This is a genomic window from Mesorhizobium sp. WSM4844 (genome assembly GCF_055811775.1).
In genome coordinates, this window is sequence record NZ_JBVVQB010000033.1 from 43,337 (window position 1) to 58,954 (window position 15,618).

20 protein-coding genes and 1 pseudogene are annotated in these 15,618 nt (G+C 61.7%); 6 read left to right on the forward strand and 15 right to left on the reverse strand.

The features are described 5' to 3' along the window. Positions 1 to 41 precede the first annotated feature (41 nt). From AC0L2A_RS23220 to AC0L2A_RS23235, 4 genes are all read right to left on the reverse strand, one after another. Entirely contained in the window at positions 42 to 1,148 is a 1,107-nt protein-coding gene (locus AC0L2A_RS23220; protein WP_473610828.1) for a glycosyltransferase family 4 protein, read from the reverse strand. Between the two features lie 203 nt (positions 1,149 to 1,351). Next, on the reverse strand, positions 1,352 to 2,764 hold the full coding sequence (locus AC0L2A_RS23225; RefSeq protein ID WP_091598380.1) for an ATP-binding protein: 1,413 nt from the start codon (positions 2,762 to 2,764) through the stop codon (positions 1,352 to 1,354). A 52-nt stretch (positions 2,765 to 2,816) separates the two neighbouring features. Next, entirely contained in the window at positions 2,817 to 3,536 is a 720-nt protein-coding gene (locus AC0L2A_RS23230) for a response regulator (protein WP_036261013.1), read from the reverse strand. Next, on the reverse strand, positions 3,523 to 4,056 hold the full coding sequence (locus tag AC0L2A_RS23235; protein ID WP_031255243.1) for a MarR family winged helix-turn-helix transcriptional regulator: 534 nt from the start codon (positions 4,054 to 4,056) through the stop codon (positions 3,523 to 3,525). Before AC0L2A_RS23235 ends, AC0L2A_RS23230 begins: the two co-directional genes overlap by 14 nt. A 243-nt stretch (positions 4,057 to 4,299) precedes the next feature. Here AC0L2A_RS23235 and AC0L2A_RS23240 point away from each other — a divergent pair, with 243 nt between their 5' ends. From AC0L2A_RS23240 to AC0L2A_RS23250, 3 genes are all read left to right on the forward strand, one after another. Continuing rightward, the gene (locus AC0L2A_RS23240) at positions 4,300 to 5,193 is read left to right on the forward strand and encodes a branched-chain amino acid aminotransferase (protein ID WP_473610830.1); all 894 of its coding nucleotides are present in this window, start codon (positions 4,300 to 4,302) and stop codon (positions 5,191 to 5,193) included. 144 nt (positions 5,194 to 5,337) lie between these two features. Further along, complete coding sequence (locus tag AC0L2A_RS23245) at positions 5,338 to 5,655, forward strand: hypothetical protein (RefSeq protein WP_027151066.1); 318 nt, start codon at positions 5,338 to 5,340, stop codon at positions 5,653 to 5,655. 265 nt (positions 5,656 to 5,920) lie between these two features. Beyond that, positions 5,921 to 6,562, forward strand: coding sequence for an MBL fold metallo-hydrolase (locus tag AC0L2A_RS23250; protein WP_473610831.1), 642 nt, complete (start codon positions 5,921 to 5,923; stop codon positions 6,560 to 6,562). A 113-nt stretch (positions 6,563 to 6,675) separates the two neighbouring features. Here the strand turns inward: AC0L2A_RS23250 and AC0L2A_RS23255 are convergent, their stop codons facing one another. From AC0L2A_RS23255 to AC0L2A_RS23265, 3 genes are all read right to left on the reverse strand, one after another. Next, entirely contained in the window at positions 6,676 to 7,089 is a 414-nt protein-coding gene (locus tag AC0L2A_RS23255) for a BA14K family protein (RefSeq protein ID WP_473610832.1), read from the reverse strand. Between the two features lie 232 nt (positions 7,090 to 7,321). Beyond that, entirely contained in the window at positions 7,322 to 7,534 is a 213-nt protein-coding gene (locus tag AC0L2A_RS23260) for a cold-shock protein (protein ID WP_006202521.1), read from the reverse strand. A 266-nt stretch (positions 7,535 to 7,800) separates the two neighbouring features. After that, positions 7,801 to 8,013 carry a cold-shock protein gene (locus AC0L2A_RS23265; RefSeq protein WP_023799871.1) on the reverse strand — a complete coding sequence of 71 codons (213 nt, stop codon included), beginning with the start codon at positions 8,011 to 8,013 and terminating at the stop codon, positions 7,801 to 7,803. 500 nt (positions 8,014 to 8,513) lie between these two features. On the opposite strand from AC0L2A_RS23265, the gene AC0L2A_RS23270 reads away from it, so the two are divergent. Continuing rightward, positions 8,514 to 8,915 (forward strand): Kazal-type serine protease inhibitor family protein, encoded by a 402-nt coding sequence (locus AC0L2A_RS23270; protein ID WP_473610834.1) that lies wholly within the window; start codon positions 8,514 to 8,516, stop codon positions 8,913 to 8,915. 87 nt (positions 8,916 to 9,002) lie between these two features. Here the strand turns inward: AC0L2A_RS23270 and AC0L2A_RS23275 are convergent. The 4 genes and pseudogenes from AC0L2A_RS23275 to AC0L2A_RS23290 all read right to left on the reverse strand — a co-directional run bounded on the left by AC0L2A_RS23275 (position 9,003) and on the right by AC0L2A_RS23290 (position 11,424). Beyond that, a pseudogene (locus tag AC0L2A_RS23275) lies at positions 9,003 to 10,555 on the reverse strand (EAL domain-containing protein). Positions 10,556 to 10,724: 169 nt separating this feature from the next. Next, a complete protein-coding gene (locus AC0L2A_RS23280; RefSeq protein ID WP_167366538.1) occupies positions 10,725 to 10,862 on the reverse strand; it encodes a hypothetical protein in 138 nt (45 codons plus the stop codon). Positions 10,863 to 10,912: 50 nt separating this feature from the next. Further along, complete coding sequence (locus AC0L2A_RS23285) at positions 10,913 to 11,161, reverse strand: hypothetical protein (RefSeq protein ID WP_027151070.1); 249 nt, start codon at positions 11,159 to 11,161, stop codon at positions 10,913 to 10,915. Then, positions 11,158 to 11,424 carry a hypothetical protein gene (locus AC0L2A_RS23290; RefSeq protein ID WP_091598366.1) on the reverse strand — a complete coding sequence of 89 codons (267 nt, stop codon included), beginning with the start codon at positions 11,422 to 11,424 and terminating at the stop codon, positions 11,158 to 11,160. The genes AC0L2A_RS23285 and AC0L2A_RS23290 overlap by 4 nt, the downstream gene beginning before the upstream one ends. 381 nt (positions 11,425 to 11,805) lie before the next feature. Between AC0L2A_RS23290 and AC0L2A_RS23295 the strand changes: the two genes are divergently transcribed. Together AC0L2A_RS23295 and AC0L2A_RS23300 are read left to right on the forward strand one after the other, a co-directional pair. Beyond that, positions 11,806 to 12,000 (forward strand): hypothetical protein, encoded by a 195-nt coding sequence (locus AC0L2A_RS23295; protein WP_091598363.1) that lies wholly within the window; start codon positions 11,806 to 11,808, stop codon positions 11,998 to 12,000. Positions 12,001 to 12,246: 246 nt separating this feature from the next. Next, on the forward strand, positions 12,247 to 13,830 hold the full coding sequence (locus AC0L2A_RS23300) for a tetratricopeptide repeat-containing sulfotransferase family protein (protein ID WP_473610836.1): 1,584 nt from the start codon (positions 12,247 to 12,249) through the stop codon (positions 13,828 to 13,830). Between the two features lie 12 nt (positions 13,831 to 13,842). Here the strand turns inward: AC0L2A_RS23300 and AC0L2A_RS23305 are convergent, their stop codons facing one another. From AC0L2A_RS23305 to AC0L2A_RS23320, 4 genes are all read right to left on the reverse strand, one after another. Then, a complete protein-coding gene (locus tag AC0L2A_RS23305; protein ID WP_473610837.1) occupies positions 13,843 to 14,196 on the reverse strand; it encodes a DUF1428 domain-containing protein in 354 nt (117 codons plus the stop codon). 180 nt (positions 14,197 to 14,376) lie between these two features. Beyond that, positions 14,377 to 14,805 (reverse strand): VOC family protein, encoded by a 429-nt coding sequence (locus tag AC0L2A_RS23310; RefSeq protein ID WP_473610839.1) that lies wholly within the window; start codon positions 14,803 to 14,805, stop codon positions 14,377 to 14,379. A gap of 134 nt (positions 14,806 to 14,939) precedes the next feature. Then, entirely contained in the window at positions 14,940 to 15,113 is a 174-nt protein-coding gene (locus AC0L2A_RS23315; protein WP_164547136.1) for a hypothetical protein, read from the reverse strand. A 129-nt stretch (positions 15,114 to 15,242) separates the two neighbouring features. Further along, positions 15,243 to 15,539, reverse strand: a complete 297-nt coding sequence (locus tag AC0L2A_RS23320; protein ID WP_473508336.1) for a HigA family addiction module antitoxin — start codon at positions 15,537 to 15,539, stop codon at positions 15,243 to 15,245. Positions 15,540 to 15,618 lie beyond the last annotated feature (79 nt).

The following is a 15,618-nucleotide window of genomic DNA, read 5'->3' on the forward strand; positions in this document are numbered from 1 at the left end:
TGGACCTGTGGAGCCGCCGCCGCCTCAACCCAACAAGTTCTTCACCGAAGGGGCCGCTCGCAGTCACGAAATGGATCCTCGGGTCTGCGCGCCGGCGTTGCCGCCGCTTCGCCCGTGGATGACGAAGGTGGTGTCAGTTTTCGCTGGGTGCCCAGCGCCTCTCCAACCGTCTCCAGGAACATCTCCGCGCAGGCCTTCCAGCTATAGCGCATTGCCCGTTGGCGCGCTTCGGCGCGGTCGACATCGAGCGCGGCGAGCGCGGCCTCACGCAAATCGTTCGATACGGCTCCGCCGACGCCGTCGCCGACAATGTCGATCGGCCCGGTCACCGGATAGGCTGCGACCGGCGTGCCGCTGGCCAGCGCCTCGATGATGACATTGCCGAACGTGTCGGTGCGGCTGGGAAAAATGAAGACATCGGCCGAGGCATAGATTTCGGCCAGTTCGTCGTTCGGGCGGTGGCCAAGGAAATGGGCATCGGGGTATCTCGCCTTGAGCCTGGCCAACTCCGGTCCCTCGCCGACGACCACCTTGCTGCCGGGCAAATCCAGGTCGAGGAAGGCGGCCAGGTTCTTTTCGATCGCGACGCGGCCGACGCAGAGGAAGATCGGTCGCTTGAGCCCCATATCCTTTTTCTTGTCCGGCCGGAAATGGTCGGTATCGACGCCCCGCGTCCATGGCCTGAGCTTGGTGAAGCCGCGCGCCGCCAGATCGTCCGCCAGCGACTGGGTGGCAACCAGCGTGCCTTGTCCGGAATTGTGGAAATCGCGAAGCCAGCGATAGGCCCAGGCTTCCGGTATGGGCAGCCGCGCGCTCAGATATTCCGGAAAGCGCGTGTGATAGCTTGTGGTGAACGGCCGGCCGGCCCTGCGGCAATAGCGCCGCGCCATGATGCCGAGCGGGCCTTCGGTGACGATATGGATATGGTCTGCGTTGCGCGCTTCGATCAGGCGCGCGACGCGGCCCGGCGTCGTCAGCGCCAGCCGGATGTCGGGATAGGTCGGCAGCGGCAAGGTGCGAAAGATATTCGGGGTCAGGAAGTCCGTCTCGACGTCGAACGATTTCAGGGTTTCTGAAAGCCGTTCCAGCGTATGGACAACGCCGTTGACTTGCGGGCGCCAGGCGTCGGTCACCATCAGGATGCGCATAGCAGGCCTTTGCTTGAAAGGTCGTCGGTTTCCTTGATGCGGGGCCGCAAGGCCGAATCAATCAGGATCACGCGCTTCATGCGCGCTCTTCAGCATGGTTTCATGACGGGCCGATGAAGGCAGTACGTCCAATTGGACGCACGTCGCGTGGGTTCTATGTGTAGAGCGCACTTTGTGCGTCCAAGGACGCACGTCGCTCTAATTCAGGCCGGAACCTTGATGACGGCGCGCAAGCCGCCGAGCGGGCTCTTGTCGAGCATGATGTCGCCGCCATGGCTGCGGGCAATGTCGCGTGCGATGGCAAGGCCAAGGCCGGTGCCGCTGGCATCGAGGTTGCGGGCTTCATCAAGCCGCACGAAAGGCTTGAACACGTGCTCGCGCTTTTCAGGCGGAATGCCCGGACCGTCGTCGTCGATGGTGACGAGCAGCGAGCCGCGGCCGTGGTTGGCGTTGATCTCAACCGTCTTGGCATAACGGAAGGCGTTGCCGACGACATTGGACAACAGCCGGGCAAAGGCGTGGGGCCGCACATGCACATTTGGATCGCCGGCGAGCGAGGTCGACAGTTTGCGCTTGCGCAGCGTCGCCTCCTCGCCGAGCTTGTCGAAATAGGCTTCAAGGTTGAAACGGCCGGCGTCTTCCGTTGCCTCGCCGCGGGCAAAGGCGAGATAGCCTTCCAGCATGGACTGCATGTCGTCGATGTCCTGGCCGAGCGCCTCGGTGTCGGCCTTGGTCCCGGTCAGCGCAAGCTGCAGCTTGAAGCGCGTGAGGATGGTCCTCAAATCGTGACTGACGCCGCTCAGCATGGCGGTGCGCTGTTCGAGCTGGCGTTCGATGCGTTCGCGCATCTGGATGAAGGCAAAGCCGGCGCGGCGAACCTCCTCGGCGCCGCGCGGACGGAAATCGAGCGGCATCGGCCGGCCCTTGCCGAAACTTTCGGCGGCCTCGGCCAGCGTCAGGATCGGCCGGATCTGGTTGCGCAGGAACGGGATGGCAATCATCAGCAGCACCAGCGAGGTGCCGACCATCCAGATCAGGAAAATGTGCGTGTTCGAGGCATAGGCCTGGCTGCGGCGCACGAAGGCGCGCAGCACCTTGCCTTCGAGCTGGACGCGGACCTCAATGATATTGGAATTGCCGACCGTATCGATCCAGAACGGACGGTTGATCTGATGGGTGATCTCGGACGAGAGAATTTCGTCGAGGATCGAGAAGAACGGCTTTGGACCGGGCGCCGGCAGCGGATCGGGCGGCAGCAAGTCGATCTTCAGCTGCATGCGATCCTGCGCGATGCGGATGATGTTGGCGTAGTCGGCGTCGTGCGGATAGGTTTCCACCAGGTCGACGATCGCGGCAATGTCGCGGACCGTGGCCTGCGACAGGCGCTGCGTCACGGTCTGCCAGTGGCGTTCCATGAAGACAAAGGCGAGGACCGATTGCAGCAGGATCATCGGCGCGATGACGATGATCAGCGAGCGGGCATAGAGCCGCTTCGGCATGTAAAGCGAAACGAGGCGCCAGAACCGTTTCCAGGCAAGCGGCACGGCCTTCAGTGCCCGCCTGGCGCGAGCGCTCAAGCCGCGATCTCCCGGCCGTTCCAGTTGCGTGGTCGCCATTCGCCCTTTTTGCTCATCCGCAGCCACTCGACAAGGGGCTGCGGGCGGCAGTCTATTCCACGCTGAGCCGATACCCAATACCGCGCACGGTCTGCAGCCAGACCGGATTGGACGGATCGCGCTCGATCTTGCGGCGCAGCCTGTTGATCTGGACGTCGATGGTGCGCTCGCCGACTTCGGATTCGTCGCCGACAAGTTCATGACGCGGTATCGTTTCGCCGGCCCGGGCCGCGAAGATCGCCAGGATCTCCTGCTCGCGGTCGGTCAGCTTCAGAGCCTCGCCGCCGCGCTTGAGTTCCCGCCTGGCGATCTGGAACGTGTAAGGCCCGAAAACCAGCTGCTCGACCTTGGGCGTCGTTGCAGGACCGCCGCGGCGCAGGATGTTGTTGATGCGCAGGATCAATTCTCGGGGATCGAAAGGCTTCGGCAGATAGTCGTCGGCGCCGGCCTCGAGCCCGGTGATCCGGCTGTCGGTCTCGGACAGCGCGGTAAGCATCAGGATCGGCACGTTCTTGGTTGCCCGCAATGCCTTGGCGAGATCGACGCCGGTTTCGCCCGGCATCATGATATCGAGCACGAGCAGATCGAAATCGAGGCCGGCGAGCTTGCGCCGCGCTTCGCCGGAATTTCCGGCAACAGTGACGCGAAAGCCGTTTTCGGTCAGATATTGTTTGAGAAGATTGCGGATACGGGTATCGTCATCAATCACCAGCAGATGCGGCGCATCGTCGTCCGGTGCTGCCGGTTGATCAACCCTTTCAATGGTCTCCATGGCTTTTCCCTGACGTTTTTGCGGGCACAATGTCGATCTGCGCCCTTAGTTCCGGATTGACCATCGCTTCCAGGAAGCGCTCGATCAAGGCGCGTTCGGTGGCTCCGGAATCTTCCAATGCAGCATGGATGCGGCGTGACTGTGGCCGTGCCAGCGCCAGCGCCAGGGCGCGGCCCTTGGCTGTCGGATAGAGCTCGCGCTGGCGGCGGTCGCGCGGACCCTGCAACTGGACGATGTGGTCGGTATCGATCAGTTGTTTGAGCACGCGCGCCAGGCTCTGCTTGGTGATCTTCAGCACGTCGAGGAGTTCGGCGACCGTCAGGCCCGGCCTGCGATTGACGAAATGCAGGACCCGGTGATGGGCGCGGCCGAAACCATAGTCGGACAGGATCTGGTCCGGATCGGAGGTAAAATCGCGATAGGCGAAGAAGAACAGTTCGATGATGGCAAAGTCGATGCCGTCCTCGTCGGTGATCGCCGTCCTGATCGGTTTTCCGGCTGGGTGGCTGCGATCCGTCATCTTTTCTCCGTGCGAAAGGGAAATTATGTCAGTACTATTGACGTAATTTCCCGGCAATGGTAATTTTTGACAAGCTTTTCGGCGGATTGCGAACGAAAAGGCAAGGGAAAGCCGTTTTTCCGGAACTTCCTGTGTTTGCCAGACCTTATATATCCGCCTACGCTTCGAGATAGTGGCCGCCCGATGCGGCTGACAAGAAACGCGCAACGATAATGTGCGGGCGGCCGCCCGCGGGAGGTTACCATGGCATCCGTTCCCTTTGACCAAATGGACGGCTTTATCTGGATGAACGGCGAGTTCGTCCAATGGGCCGACGCCAAGATCCACGTGCTGACCCATGGCCTGCACTACGCCAGCGCGGTGTTCGAGGGCGAACGCGCCTATGGCGGCGACATTTTCAAGCTGACCGACCACAGCGAGCGCCTGCACGAATCGGCACGCCTGCTCGGCTTCAAGATTCCCTATTCGGTTGCCGAGATCGACGACGCCTGCCGCACGCTGTTGAAGAAGCAGGGTTTTCAGGATGCCTATGTCCGGCCGATCGCCTGGCGCGGCAGCGAACAGATGGGCGTCTCGGCGCAAAACAGCCGGATCAACTGCGCCATCGCCATCTGGCAGTGGCCCAGCTATTTCGATCCGGCACAGAAGCTGAAGGGCATCCGCCTCGATCTGGCCGAATGGCGCCGCCCCGATCCGCGCACCGCGCCGTCGAAATCGAAGGCTGCCGGCCTCTACATGATCTGCACCATGTCCAAGCATGCCGCCGAAGCCAAAGGCTATGCCGACGCCATGATGCTGGACTGGCGCGGCCAGGTTGCGGAAGCAACCGGCGCCAACATCTTCTTCGTCAAGGACGGCAAGATCCACACACCCACCCCCGATTGCTTCCTCGACGGCATCACCCGCCGTACAGTCATTGGTCTTGCCAAGGATCGCGGCTTCGAGGTGATCGAGCGCACCATCATGCCGGAAGAACTCGAAGGCTTCCAGCAGTGCTTCCTCACCGGAACGGCGGCCGAGGTGACGCCCGTTTCAGAAATCGGTCCATACCGATTCGAGGTGGGCGAAATCGCCAAGACTCTGATGAACGACTATTCTGCAGCCGTTCAACCCAAGCATGCGATTGCCGCAGAATAACGAAAGTCACAACTTTTTTAACAAGTAGGGGCGGTTTTCGGACTGCCCCTTTTATTTAAGCACCTCGGCATTTGACTTTCGTCCAGTTCGGCGTCTCATGATGCTGTCGCCAGGGAGGCTGGCAGCTATGGAGGGACTGGTAATATGGACATGAACACGCTTCTTCAGATCATTGTTCAGGTGATTATGGGTGTCATTGGTGGCCAGGCGGTGGGCGCCGCGCTCAAGACAGCGGCAATGGGGCAGCTTACCAAAATCCTCGGCGGCGCCCTTGGCGGCGTCGGCGGTGCGGCCATCCTCGGCAGCCTGCTCGGCGGCGGCACGATCGATCCGGCTGCGGCCGCAGCGGCAACGGGCGGATTGGGCAGCGCGCTGAATGTGCAGAACATCCTCGGCGGTGCTGGTGGTGGCGCCATCCTGACGGCCATCATCGGCGCGGTCATGAACGCGACGAAGAAGTAAGCTTAATGCATGTCGCGCAAAAGCATGCCCTCCAGGGCCTGACCCGTGATGCGCAGCGGTTTTGCGATAACGACATGCATAAAAACAATAACTTAAAGCGCGTCGCATAAATCCATTCAGCCGCGACGCGCTTTAGCGGTTTCGGGCTTTTTGCGTGGGCGGCTTCGGCCGCCCATTTCATTTTGGCGTTGTCGCGACAGCCGGATGCGGTGGACGACGTTCGCATGTGTCTCTAAATCAGAAGCGACACAGCGAAAGGACGATCATGGATCAGCTCAACGCCGGCATCGTGCCGGTCACGGCCTTCCAGCAAAACTGCACCATCCTCTTCGACATGGACGACAGGCAAGGCGTCGTCGTCGATCCCGGCGGCGACATCGACAAGGTGCTGGCAGTGCTCAAGGACAATGCGATCAACGCCGGCGCGATCTGGATCACGCATGGTCACATCGACCACGCCGGCGGCGCCATGGAGCTGAAGGACGCGCTCGGCATCGAGATCATCGGCCCGCATGAGGCCGACCGTCCGTTGCTTGCCAATCTCGAGAAGCAGGCGAAACACTACGGCATCACCGAGCCGGTGCGCAACTGCGTGCCCGACCGCTTTCTTGGCGAAGGCGATACCGTCTCGTTCGGCCAGCACGCGTTCGAAGTCTTTCATTGCCCGGGCCACGCGCCCGGCCATGTCGTCTACTACAATCGTGCTGCGAAGTTCGCCCATGTTGGCGACGTGTTGTTCCGCGGCTCGGTCGGGCGCACCGATCTGCCGGGCGGCGACCACGCCGCGCTGATCGCCTCGATCAAGGACAAGCTTCTGCCGCTCGGCGACGACATCGGCTTCATCTGCGGCCATGGTCCCGGCGGCCGCTTCGGCGAGGAGCGCCGGAGCAACCCCTTCCTGATTTAAACGCGTCGTGGCTGCGGAGCGTCACGCGGCGCGCGTCGGTCTCTCCTTTCCTTATGACGCCGAAAAAAAAGCGCTGGCCTTGCGGACAGCGCTTTTTGGGGGGCAGGGAAGCCTCAGTTCGCGGTGCAGAAATGCTGTTCGCCGTCATAGCCGGTGAACGTGCCGGTGCGGCCGTTGAAAGAGCGATAGCGATCCGAACAATATTCATACCAGCCACGGGTCCATGGCTCGGCATAGCCGTCATTGTAGACGACCCGCGGTTCCGTGTAGTAGCGGCGCACCGGGGCGGGCCGTGGATAACGACCATAATCGTCATAGCCGGGGTCGTAATAGCTGGGCTGCGGGTTGTTGAGCGCACCAACGATCAGGGCGCCGGCCGCGAGGCCAAGGACGCCTGCCGCGATCGCATCGCCATTACCCCGGTGGTGCCGGTGGCGCCAGTCACCAGCGCTGGCCGCCGGCAAGGTCGCGAGCGTGGTTGCAACAATTGCGGCGGACAGGACGGCGGTCTTGAAAATTCGGTTCATCTCGGTCTCCTTCATGCCGGCCCGGGTAATCTGCGGCCCGGGTAATCTGGGGGATGCGGTCCGGCTTTACCGAAGATTAATAGGTGACCGTGGCTGAACGGGGGCTGAACGAAATTGGCGGGCTGGGACCAGTCGATTCATCGATCAGGCATGGCGCAAGGCACAAATATCATACGCTCGACAACGAGCGGAGCTGCGCCAGCGGACCGTCCGACGCTGTCTCGAACTCGGCTCAGCCGATCGACAGGTTGACGGCTTTCGGACCCTTGCCGCGCTTGTCCGGCTCGGTGTCGAATGTTACCTTCTGCCCATCCTCAAGACCGGGAAGACCCGACGCCTGCACGGCCGAAATATGGACGAAGACATCCTTCGCGCCATCATCCGGCGTGATGAAGCCGAAGCCTTTGGCATGATTGAAGAATTTGACGGTGCCGGTCTGCGGCATGGGAAGCTCCTTTGATCCCATCAAGTCCAGTCTCGGGCCGGCAAATGCCCGAGTGGAAATTTGTCGTTTATTTTAGCGCCATCGGCAAGAGAAAGTTTTGCGAGCAGTGGCTTGCCGCCCTGGCACGAAAAAAGGCGCGACGAACCGCCGCGCCTTCGAAACTCGGGTCCGGCGCTGAAAGCCGGTTCAAGGCCTTTGGAGCGGCCTCGGGCTCGTTCCTGGCACCTCCGGCCTGGCACGTCCGGGCTGGAGTGAGCGCTGACGGTTCAGTCCGCGCGGAGATTGACCGCCTTCGGCCCCTTGCCCATGCGGTCGGGCTCGACATCGAACGTGACCTTCTGGCCATCGACGAGCGTGCGCAGGCCCGAAGCCTCGATCGCGGAGATGTGAACGAACACATCCTTGGCGCCGTCATCTGGCGTGATGAAGCCGAAGCCTTTGGTAGCGTTGAAGAATTTAACGGTGCCGGTCTGGGCCATTGGGGAAACTCCTTCACCCGTGTCAGTCTTTGTGGTTTGCCCGCCGCCTGACGCCGTGGGCAAGTCCCGGTGGTTGCTTCGGCAGTCATGCATTGGCGCATGGTCAAAACCCCCCGCCGAAAAACGGGGCCGTCAGAGATTCACAGTATCGGGGAAAGGTCGTCCAAAACGTTCCGCTCTCCGGGTCGCAAATGCCCGAACACAAAATTTATCGCACGGAAACGCGGTGGTTGCAAGGTAGCGCCAACGGCCGCCCATAGGCGCGTCCGCACGCACGGCATCGAGAAAGCGGTGTTCTCGCCCGGTGGTCGTCGGCCATAGCCCGGCCACGCAGGCTGGGAGCCTGCAAACAGGGGTTGCATTCGGCGGGTGGAATGGCGAGGATCGGCTTCATTTTTGGCATGCCGTTGTCCCAAACCGCTTCGCACCCTCGGATCAGAGTCCCGTGGGCATGCTTTGGGTGACATGCATTGGAGCGGGGGCTCGAGGGAGGTCTGGTGATGAAATTTCCTGCGGCAATCTTCTCGCGACAGGGTTTTGCCATCCTGTTGCTGTCGGCAGTTCTTGCAGCCTGTACCGCGGTGGTGGTGGAGGAGGACGGACCGGGCTACCGCCCGCCTCGGCCCGAGCCGCAATATTGCACCAGACAATATGATCCGGTCTGCGCCCGGCGCGGTGGCGACCGCCAGACCTTCGCCAATGCCTGCGTCGCCGAGCGGGCCGGATATCGCATCATCAGCGGCGGCCGGTGCCGCGACGGTGGCGGTGATGGAGAGCAGACGTTCTGCACGCGCGAATACCGCCCGGTCTGCGCCCGCCGCGGCGGCGAGTTGCGCACCTTCCCCAACGCTTGCGAGGCTCGCGCCGCCGACTATCGCATCGTAGACGACGGTCCCTGCTGAGAGGCTGGTTTACTCCCCGTCTCCGGGCGGGGAGGCTCATCCATCAACTGGGCGCAGCCGCGCGACGGCAACTGGCGGCTCTTGCTTCTACGCCGGCAGCCTGGCCTTGCGGCAATAGGCGATGAACTCGGCCGCGGGCATAGGTTTGGCAAACAACCAACCCTGACCATAGTCGACGTCGCGTTCCATCAGATAGTCGACCTGTGCCTGCGTCTCCACGCCCTCGGCAATGATCTTCAGCTTCAGCGTCTTGGCCATGTCGATGATATGCGGCGTGACGGAACTGGTGGCGGAATCCGTAGCGATCGTGTCGATGAACGACTTGTCGATCTTCAGCGCATCGAGCGGCAGGCCCTCGAGATGGGACAGGCTCGAATAGCCTGTGCCGAAGTCGTCGATTGCGACCGCATGGCCAAGCTCGCGGGCGCGAATGACGGTCGAATGCGCTGAATCGACGTCGACGAAACCGCGCTCCGTCGCCTCCAGCCAGATCTGCCGAGGCTGAATTCCGGTGTGCTGCAGGGCCTTTTCGATGACCGGAAGGACCTTGCCGTTCTGACGTCGGCCGGGCTGAGATTGATCGCGATGTGGAGCGAACGATTGGCGACAAGAAGTTTTTTCAGGTCCAAAACAACAAGGGCGATGATCTGGTCGGTGATTGCCGCGATCAGGCCGCTCTCTTCGGCCAGCGGGACGAAAAGATCGGGCCGGACCAGCGAGCCGTCGGGTCGTCTCCAGCGCACCAGCGCTTCGGCACCCACGCAATTACCTGTCCTGAGCGCGACGATCGGCTGATAGTGGACGATAAACTCGTGCTTACGCACGGCGATCTGCAATTCTCCAAGCGGCGACAGCCGCCGCCGTGACAGCCAGACAACCATGCCGATGATGAAGGCGGCGATGAAAGCGCCGAGGGGAAGCAACAGCAATTGCCGCCTACGCACGCTGTCGACAATCTGGCTTTCCGGTTCGGTGGCGACGGCGATCCAGTCCGTCCCGCGCACCGCGGCAAACAGATGACCGTCATCCAGGCCTTTGCCCGGATCGGCGATGATCTTGCCGATGCGGGCAGGATCAGGCCCGTTCAGCGCGCTGAGCAGGACGCCCGTGTTTGTCGCCAGGGCAAGCTGAACGTCGGGATCGACGACGATGTCGACAAAGCGCAGGGGGTCGATAAGGACATTATGGCGCTTGTAGTGCAGGGCCATCAGCGGATGGTCCTGGTTGGCCAGGGGCCGTATCCGGGCAGTGACGGCAACGCCGTCTGCAGCGGTGAAATCCGGTGCGGCTTGCGCAACGCTTCCTTCGGTCGGTCCCCAGGATGTGCATTTGAGCAGGCCGTTTTCGAAGTAGCCCATTTCTTCGATCGAGCGCGTGTTGATGGTGAGCCGCCGCATGCGGGCAATGTGGTCCACCGAACAGCGGTCGCCGGTGAACCGGTCGATCTCCCGCAACGCGCCGGCTGCATCCTTGAGGGATATGCTGGCCCTGGCGATCGCGCGGTTGGCGAACAGCTCCAGCCGCTCGTGTTCTTCTTGAACCGCCAGGACCCATGAAAAGTGGAACATCGCCGCGATGGGCACTATCGCCCCGAGCAGGGCCAGCACCACCGCAGTCACGATGATGCGCGACCTGTCCATGTGCGCCTCCCTGCCTTCGGCTGCGAGCGACGATTTCGCGCGCGGCCCGCCAGGCAGCCAACCGTGATCGGGCCCGGTTCCAGCGGACCTTATAGGGCTTCGAAATTACGTGATCTTTAATCTGGCCCGCGATGGCTGGATGAATGCAGGGCTGCTCATCCGTTTGCCGCTAGCCCTTGGACTTCGGTTTCAAACCGGCTTCCGCCTGCTTCACAGCCGAGCCGAAGGGGGAGACCGGTTTTGCCGCCGTCTTGTCCTTCTTGGGCTTGCGTGTCTCGCGGTTGCTGCGCTGTTGACCCTTGGCCATTTCCTGGTCCCTCGTGATTGGTGAACATGGTGGCGACGGTTGATGGGCGGCTAGCTGTTTGGATCGTCGGCCACTTCGAGATTGTCTTCCGTGGTGACCCGCTCATGGGTCTCCTCGTCGCTGCGGATGCGGTATTGCGGCGAGCCGTCCTTGACCGGCAGCCTGCTTTTGATCTGGAACAGCTCGGCGGTCTTCTGGACAAGGCCGGTGCGACTCTTCATGCGAACGGTCTGGCCGATCGCGAAAAGATGCGCTGGCGTGTCGGTGCGCGGGCGCGCGTTCTGCTGGAAGCGGATCATACGGCATTCTCCTGGTCGCGCCTCAGCGCGGTTTCGAGTTCGGCGAAGTCGATGGCGACCAATTGGCTGGTCTGGCTTTTCACCGTCCTTGCCGGCAGGTGGATGAATGTGGCGACACGGCGCCAGGCAAGCCACGAGATGCCATCGACAAGCTCCTCATCATGGTCGATGTCGTAGTCGCCGGCCGGCAATTGTCCGTCCAGGCCGCCAATCATGAACGGTGCCTCGAAATGCGCGATGGAATGGGTAGTTCGGCCAGACATTCTCGTGCCTCGAAGTGCGTCTTGGATCCGACAAGATGGTGCCCGCTTGCGGCACCGGGACTTAAGGTCGTGGGTCCCTGTTCGGCAATTTGGGTATCGGCAATTTGGGTATCGGCGATCTGGAATGAGTTTGGCGGGTCGAGAACTTCTGACGCCGCGAGATGCCAAGCTTGGCCCAAAAAACGATCTCAATTCATTAATCCCAAAATGCGGTTTATTCAAGAAGATTCCCGCCCGTCGCCGACCTTGTCGTAAATTTACTTTTCTAGGGCTATTAGGGAAATGGTGATACAGTCCGGAAACTTCACAAGAATTGTTTGAGATTGTGCCGGAAAAATTCATCCAGGCATCGATTTTTATTTATATCTGAAAGGAAAAATCATGGTTTCCGTGAAAACACCTAATGGTTCGACCGTAACCATCAAGCCGATTGTCAAGCAGGTCGCCGGGCCTGCGAAAGTCGTGTCGGCACGGCTGACGATACGAAGTGACGAGGCAGCAAGGCGCAGGATCGCCGATACCGACGGCACGCTGCGGCGGGCCAGACAGGTTGCGGAGACCAACCGCCTGATCTGACACGGCCGGCCCATGAACCCAGGATTTCCGGCAAGCTGGCCTGCGAACCCTTGAACCTGCCGCGCCGATGGCTTAGATCGCGGCAGGCGGACAAAACACGGCAGGTTTCCCATCAACAGAGATCCGAGAAGACCGGCAGGCGCGGGCGGCAATTTCGGCTCAGGCGGACAGCCGCCGCTGGGGCTCGACCAGCGCGTGCAGCAGGCACTGCAATTGCATCAGGCGGGGCGCCGACAGGAAGCCGAGATGCTCTACCGGCAGGTGCTGGCGCAAAAGGCCAATCATGCGGCGGCAGCACATTTCCTCGGTTTGCTGCTGCACCAGACCGGGCGCAGCGCCGAAGGACTTGATCTCCTCGAGCAGTCGGTGCGCCTGCAACCCAAGAATCCAGATTTCCTCAACAATCTCGGCACGGTGATGCGCGACCTCGGCCGTGTCGGTGCAGCCGTTGATTTCTTCCGTGGCGCGGTGGCAATCCGGCCGGAGCAACTCGCGGCGCGCGACAATCTCGGCTCCTCGCTGAAGCAACTCGGCCAGTTCGAGGGCGCGGAGGAGATCTATCGCGGCACCATCGGCCGCAATCCGTTCCATGTCCGCGCCCGCATCGGGCTTGCCGAGACGCTGCAGGAGGCTGGGCGGCTCGACGAGGCGCTCGCCGTCTTCCGCGAAGCATTGGCAATTCGGCCGAAGGACGCCGACCTGCTGCACGGTCTGGGCGTCGGGCTGATGGAGAAGGGCAGCCTCGCAGAGGCAGCGGAGCATTTCCGGCAGGCGCTGGCGGTCGATCCCGGCATGGCCAGGGCCTGGCTGCTGCTCACCCAGGTCAAGCACCAGCAGGAGCGCGACGCCGAGCTTGCCGGGATGGAGGCGCAGCACGCCAAGGCGCCGGACGGCAGCCTGGCGCGCATGCAGCTTTCGTTCGGCCTCGGCAAGGCCAATGACGACCTGAAGGATTATGGCCGTGCCTTCGATTATTTCGCCGAAGGCAATGCCATCCGCCGCATGGGCATCGACTATGATGCGGACAAGACACGCGCCGAATTCGAAACGATGAAGGCGGTGTTCGACAAGGCCTTCTTCGATAACCACAGACCGAGCGGGATTGCCGACGACACGCCGATCTTCGTCGTCGGCATGCCGCGCTCCGGCACCACGCTTGTCGAGCAGATCATCGCCAGCCACCGCCAAGTCTATGGCGCGGGCGAGCTCGGCATTTTGAAGACGGCGGTGGGAAAACAGTTTCCGCCTGGTATGAAGGGCGGTTTCCCCAGCGGGATCGCCGACATGCCCGACAAGGCCTTTGCCGAGGCAGGCCAGGCCTATCTGGACCTGCTGCACGCCCGCTATCCGGGTTTCCGGCATGTCACCGACAAGATGCCCGGCAATTTCCTGTTGGTCGGCTTCATCCATCTGATGCTGCCCAAGGCCAAGATCATCCATTGCGCGCGCGACGCGGCGGCGACCTGCCTGTCGATCTACAAGGTGCATTTCCGCGGCGACAGCCACCGCTACGGCTACGACCTCGGCGAGCTTGCCGATTTCCACAATCTCTACACCGACATCATGGCGCATTGGCGCACCGTTTTGCCTGATGTCGTGCATGATGTGCGCTACGAGGATTTCGTTGCCGACCAGGAAGGGCAGACGCGGGCGCTGATCGCCTATCTCGGCCTGCCATGGGACGATGCAGTGCTGTCGTTCCACGAGACCGACCGGCCGGTGCGCACGGCGTCGGCGGCGCAGGTGCGCCAGCCGATGTACCAGGGCTCGGTCGATCTGTGGAAGCGCTATGGCGAGCGGCTCAAGCCACTGCTCGACCGGCTGGCGTAATGCGTTGCGGGCCTACAGCTCGAGGAAGGGCTGAAAGCCGCCGAAGATCATGCGCTTGCCGTCGAACGGCATCGCCGACCAGTCGGATTTCAAGCGTGGGTCGGCCATCACCTTGGCCATGACCGCATCGCGGCTCTGCCGCGATTCATAGACGACCCACGAGAAGACGACGATCTCGTCGTCCTTGGCCTGCACGGCGCGCGGGAACGAGGTCATTTCGCCATAGGGCACGTCGTCGCCAATGCACTCCACATAGGCGAGCGCGCCATGCTCCATCCAGACGGTGCCGCCCAGTTGCGCCATTTTCTTGTAGGCATCGAGATTCGCCTTGGGTACGGCGAGTACGAAACCATCGACATAGGACATTGTGGTTCTCCTTGGGTTGGATTTTCCTTCTCCCCTTGTGGGAGAAGGTGGATCGGCGCGCAGCGCCGAGACGGTTGAGGGGTGCTGGACGGAGTGCCGTCATTGCAATCTGGAACACCCCTCATCCGACCGAGCTTCGCTCGGCCACCTTCTCCCACAAGGGGAGAAGGAAAGGAGGCGCTACGCTGCCTTTACTGGCGCGTTCATCGCCCACTCCACGCCGAAGGGATCAGTCAACTGACCCCAGCGATCGCCCCAGAACATCACCTGCAGCGGCGTGCCGACCTTGCAACCGGCATCGATGGCGCGCTGCCACCAGGCGTCGATGTCGTCGCTGCCGAGATGCAGCTGCATGGTGAAGCCCTGCGGCTTCACCGGGGCCATTCCGTGCTCGGGATAGAAGTCGGAAATCATCAAGGTCGAACCGTTGATGTGGAGATGGATGTGCATCGTCCGGCCCTGCTCGTCCGGCGGGTAGAAGATGACCTGCTCGGCGCCGAAGGCCTTCTGATAGAATTCCGAAGCCTTGAAGGCGCCGTCCAGCTGAAGGTAGGGCGTCAATCCGCCGAGGACTTTCGCTTTAGGCTGGGTTTGGGGCTGGTCGTTCATCTTTTTGCTCCTCTCTGCGTTTGGTTTGACCTTGCGGATCACAGGACGAATGAAGCGGCGGCGATCCTACATGGCCGCTGCTGTTTTTTTGATGCCGAGCGTGCGACGGCCGCCCTTGTCAAGGAGCCCCCTTGTCAAGGAGCCAGGCCAATCCGCGGGCTGTTCTGTGCGTCGATGACGATTTCCGGCCAGCCGATGTCTTTGCGCAGTTCGATCGGCAACGAAAGGATGGCACGCTCGCTGCGGTAGCGGGCGCGCGCCGCTGAGTAACGGGTCGCTATGCGGCCTACGGATGACAGAATAGACATGATGCTCTCTCCTCGATTGGCGCCGGCATCACCGTGTCGGCATCCCAAGGACGTGGCGCGCGGCCATGATCCGACAGAGCGCTGGAATTTTTTTGCCGCAGGACCGGATTCACTCCACCGTCGATGATCTCAAGCAGCTTCCATCCGCTCGATTGCGTCGAGTTCGGCCTTCTTGGCTTCGCCCTCTACCGCGAGATCGTAACTGGACTGCATGTTCATCCAAAACTGCGGCGTTGTTCCGAAGAACTTGGCAAGGCGCAGCGCGGTGTCGGGAGTTACCGGTGTCGTCTCGCTGGCTAGGCGCTCGATGCGCGTGCGCGGAACATGCAGCTTTTTGGCCAGCGTGTAAGGCTTCAGACGAAGCGGAACAAGAAATTCCTCTCGAAGGATTTCTCCGGGGTGGATCGGGGTGTCAAAGTACAACATTACAAGCTCCTGGCAGTGAGCGGTTGACAACAGTTAATTGCCAAGGAAAGCGATGATCATGCGTCGTGCATCGTGGTAT

What these genes read in the sequence shown, in the direction of transcription:
- AC0L2A_RS23220 (WP_473610828.1), bottom strand. Translation starts at nt 1,148, where the DNA reads ATGCGCATCCTGATGGTGACCGACGCCTGGCGCCCGCAAGTCAACGGC.
- AC0L2A_RS23225 (WP_091598380.1), bottom strand. Translation starts at nt 2,764, where the DNA reads ATGGCGACCACGCAACTGGAACGGCCGGGAGATCGCGGCTTGAGCGCT.
- AC0L2A_RS23230 (WP_036261013.1), bottom strand. Translation starts at nt 3,536, where the DNA reads ATGGAGACCATTGAAAGGGTTGATCAACCGGCAGCACCGGACGACGAT.
- AC0L2A_RS23235 (WP_031255243.1), bottom strand. Translation starts at nt 4,056, where the DNA reads ATGACGGATCGCAGCCACCCAGCCGGAAAACCGATCAGGACGGCGATC.
- AC0L2A_RS23240 (WP_473610830.1), top strand. Translation starts at nt 4,300, where the DNA reads ATGGCATCCGTTCCCTTTGACCAAATGGACGGCTTTATCTGGATGAAC.
- AC0L2A_RS23245 (WP_027151066.1), top strand. Translation starts at nt 5,338, where the DNA reads ATGGACATGAACACGCTTCTTCAGATCATTGTTCAGGTGATTATGGGT.
- AC0L2A_RS23250 (WP_473610831.1), top strand. Translation starts at nt 5,921, where the DNA reads ATGGATCAGCTCAACGCCGGCATCGTGCCGGTCACGGCCTTCCAGCAA.
- AC0L2A_RS23255 (WP_473610832.1), bottom strand. Translation starts at nt 7,089, where the DNA reads ATGAACCGAATTTTCAAGACCGCCGTCCTGTCCGCCGCAATTGTTGCA.
- AC0L2A_RS23260 (WP_006202521.1), bottom strand. Translation starts at nt 7,534, where the DNA reads ATGCCGCAGACCGGCACCGTCAAATTCTTCAATCATGCCAAAGGCTTC.
- AC0L2A_RS23265 (WP_023799871.1), bottom strand. Translation starts at nt 8,013, where the DNA reads ATGGCCCAGACCGGCACCGTTAAATTCTTCAACGCTACCAAAGGCTTC.
- AC0L2A_RS23270 (WP_473610834.1), top strand. Translation starts at nt 8,514, where the DNA reads ATGAAATTTCCTGCGGCAATCTTCTCGCGACAGGGTTTTGCCATCCTG.
- AC0L2A_RS23280 (WP_167366538.1), bottom strand. Translation starts at nt 10,862, where the DNA reads ATGGCCAAGGGTCAACAGCGCAGCAACCGCGAGACACGCAAGCCCAAG.
- AC0L2A_RS23285 (WP_027151070.1), bottom strand. Translation starts at nt 11,161, where the DNA reads ATGATCCGCTTCCAGCAGAACGCGCGCCCGCGCACCGACACGCCAGCG.
- AC0L2A_RS23290 (WP_091598366.1), bottom strand. Translation starts at nt 11,424, where the DNA reads ATGTCTGGCCGAACTACCCATTCCATCGCGCATTTCGAGGCACCGTTC.
- AC0L2A_RS23295 (WP_091598363.1), top strand. Translation starts at nt 11,806, where the DNA reads ATGGTTTCCGTGAAAACACCTAATGGTTCGACCGTAACCATCAAGCCG.
- AC0L2A_RS23300 (WP_473610836.1), top strand. Translation starts at nt 12,247, where the DNA reads ATGCTCTACCGGCAGGTGCTGGCGCAAAAGGCCAATCATGCGGCGGCA.
- AC0L2A_RS23305 (WP_473610837.1), bottom strand. Translation starts at nt 14,196, where the DNA reads ATGTCCTATGTCGATGGTTTCGTACTCGCCGTACCCAAGGCGAATCTC.
- AC0L2A_RS23310 (WP_473610839.1), bottom strand. Translation starts at nt 14,805, where the DNA reads ATGAACGACCAGCCCCAAACCCAGCCTAAAGCGAAAGTCCTCGGCGGA.
- AC0L2A_RS23315 (WP_164547136.1), bottom strand. Translation starts at nt 15,113, where the DNA reads ATGTCTATTCTGTCATCCGTAGGCCGCATAGCGACCCGTTACTCAGCG.
- AC0L2A_RS23320 (WP_473508336.1), bottom strand. Translation starts at nt 15,539, where the DNA reads ATGTTGTACTTTGACACCCCGATCCACCCCGGAGAAATCCTTCGAGAG.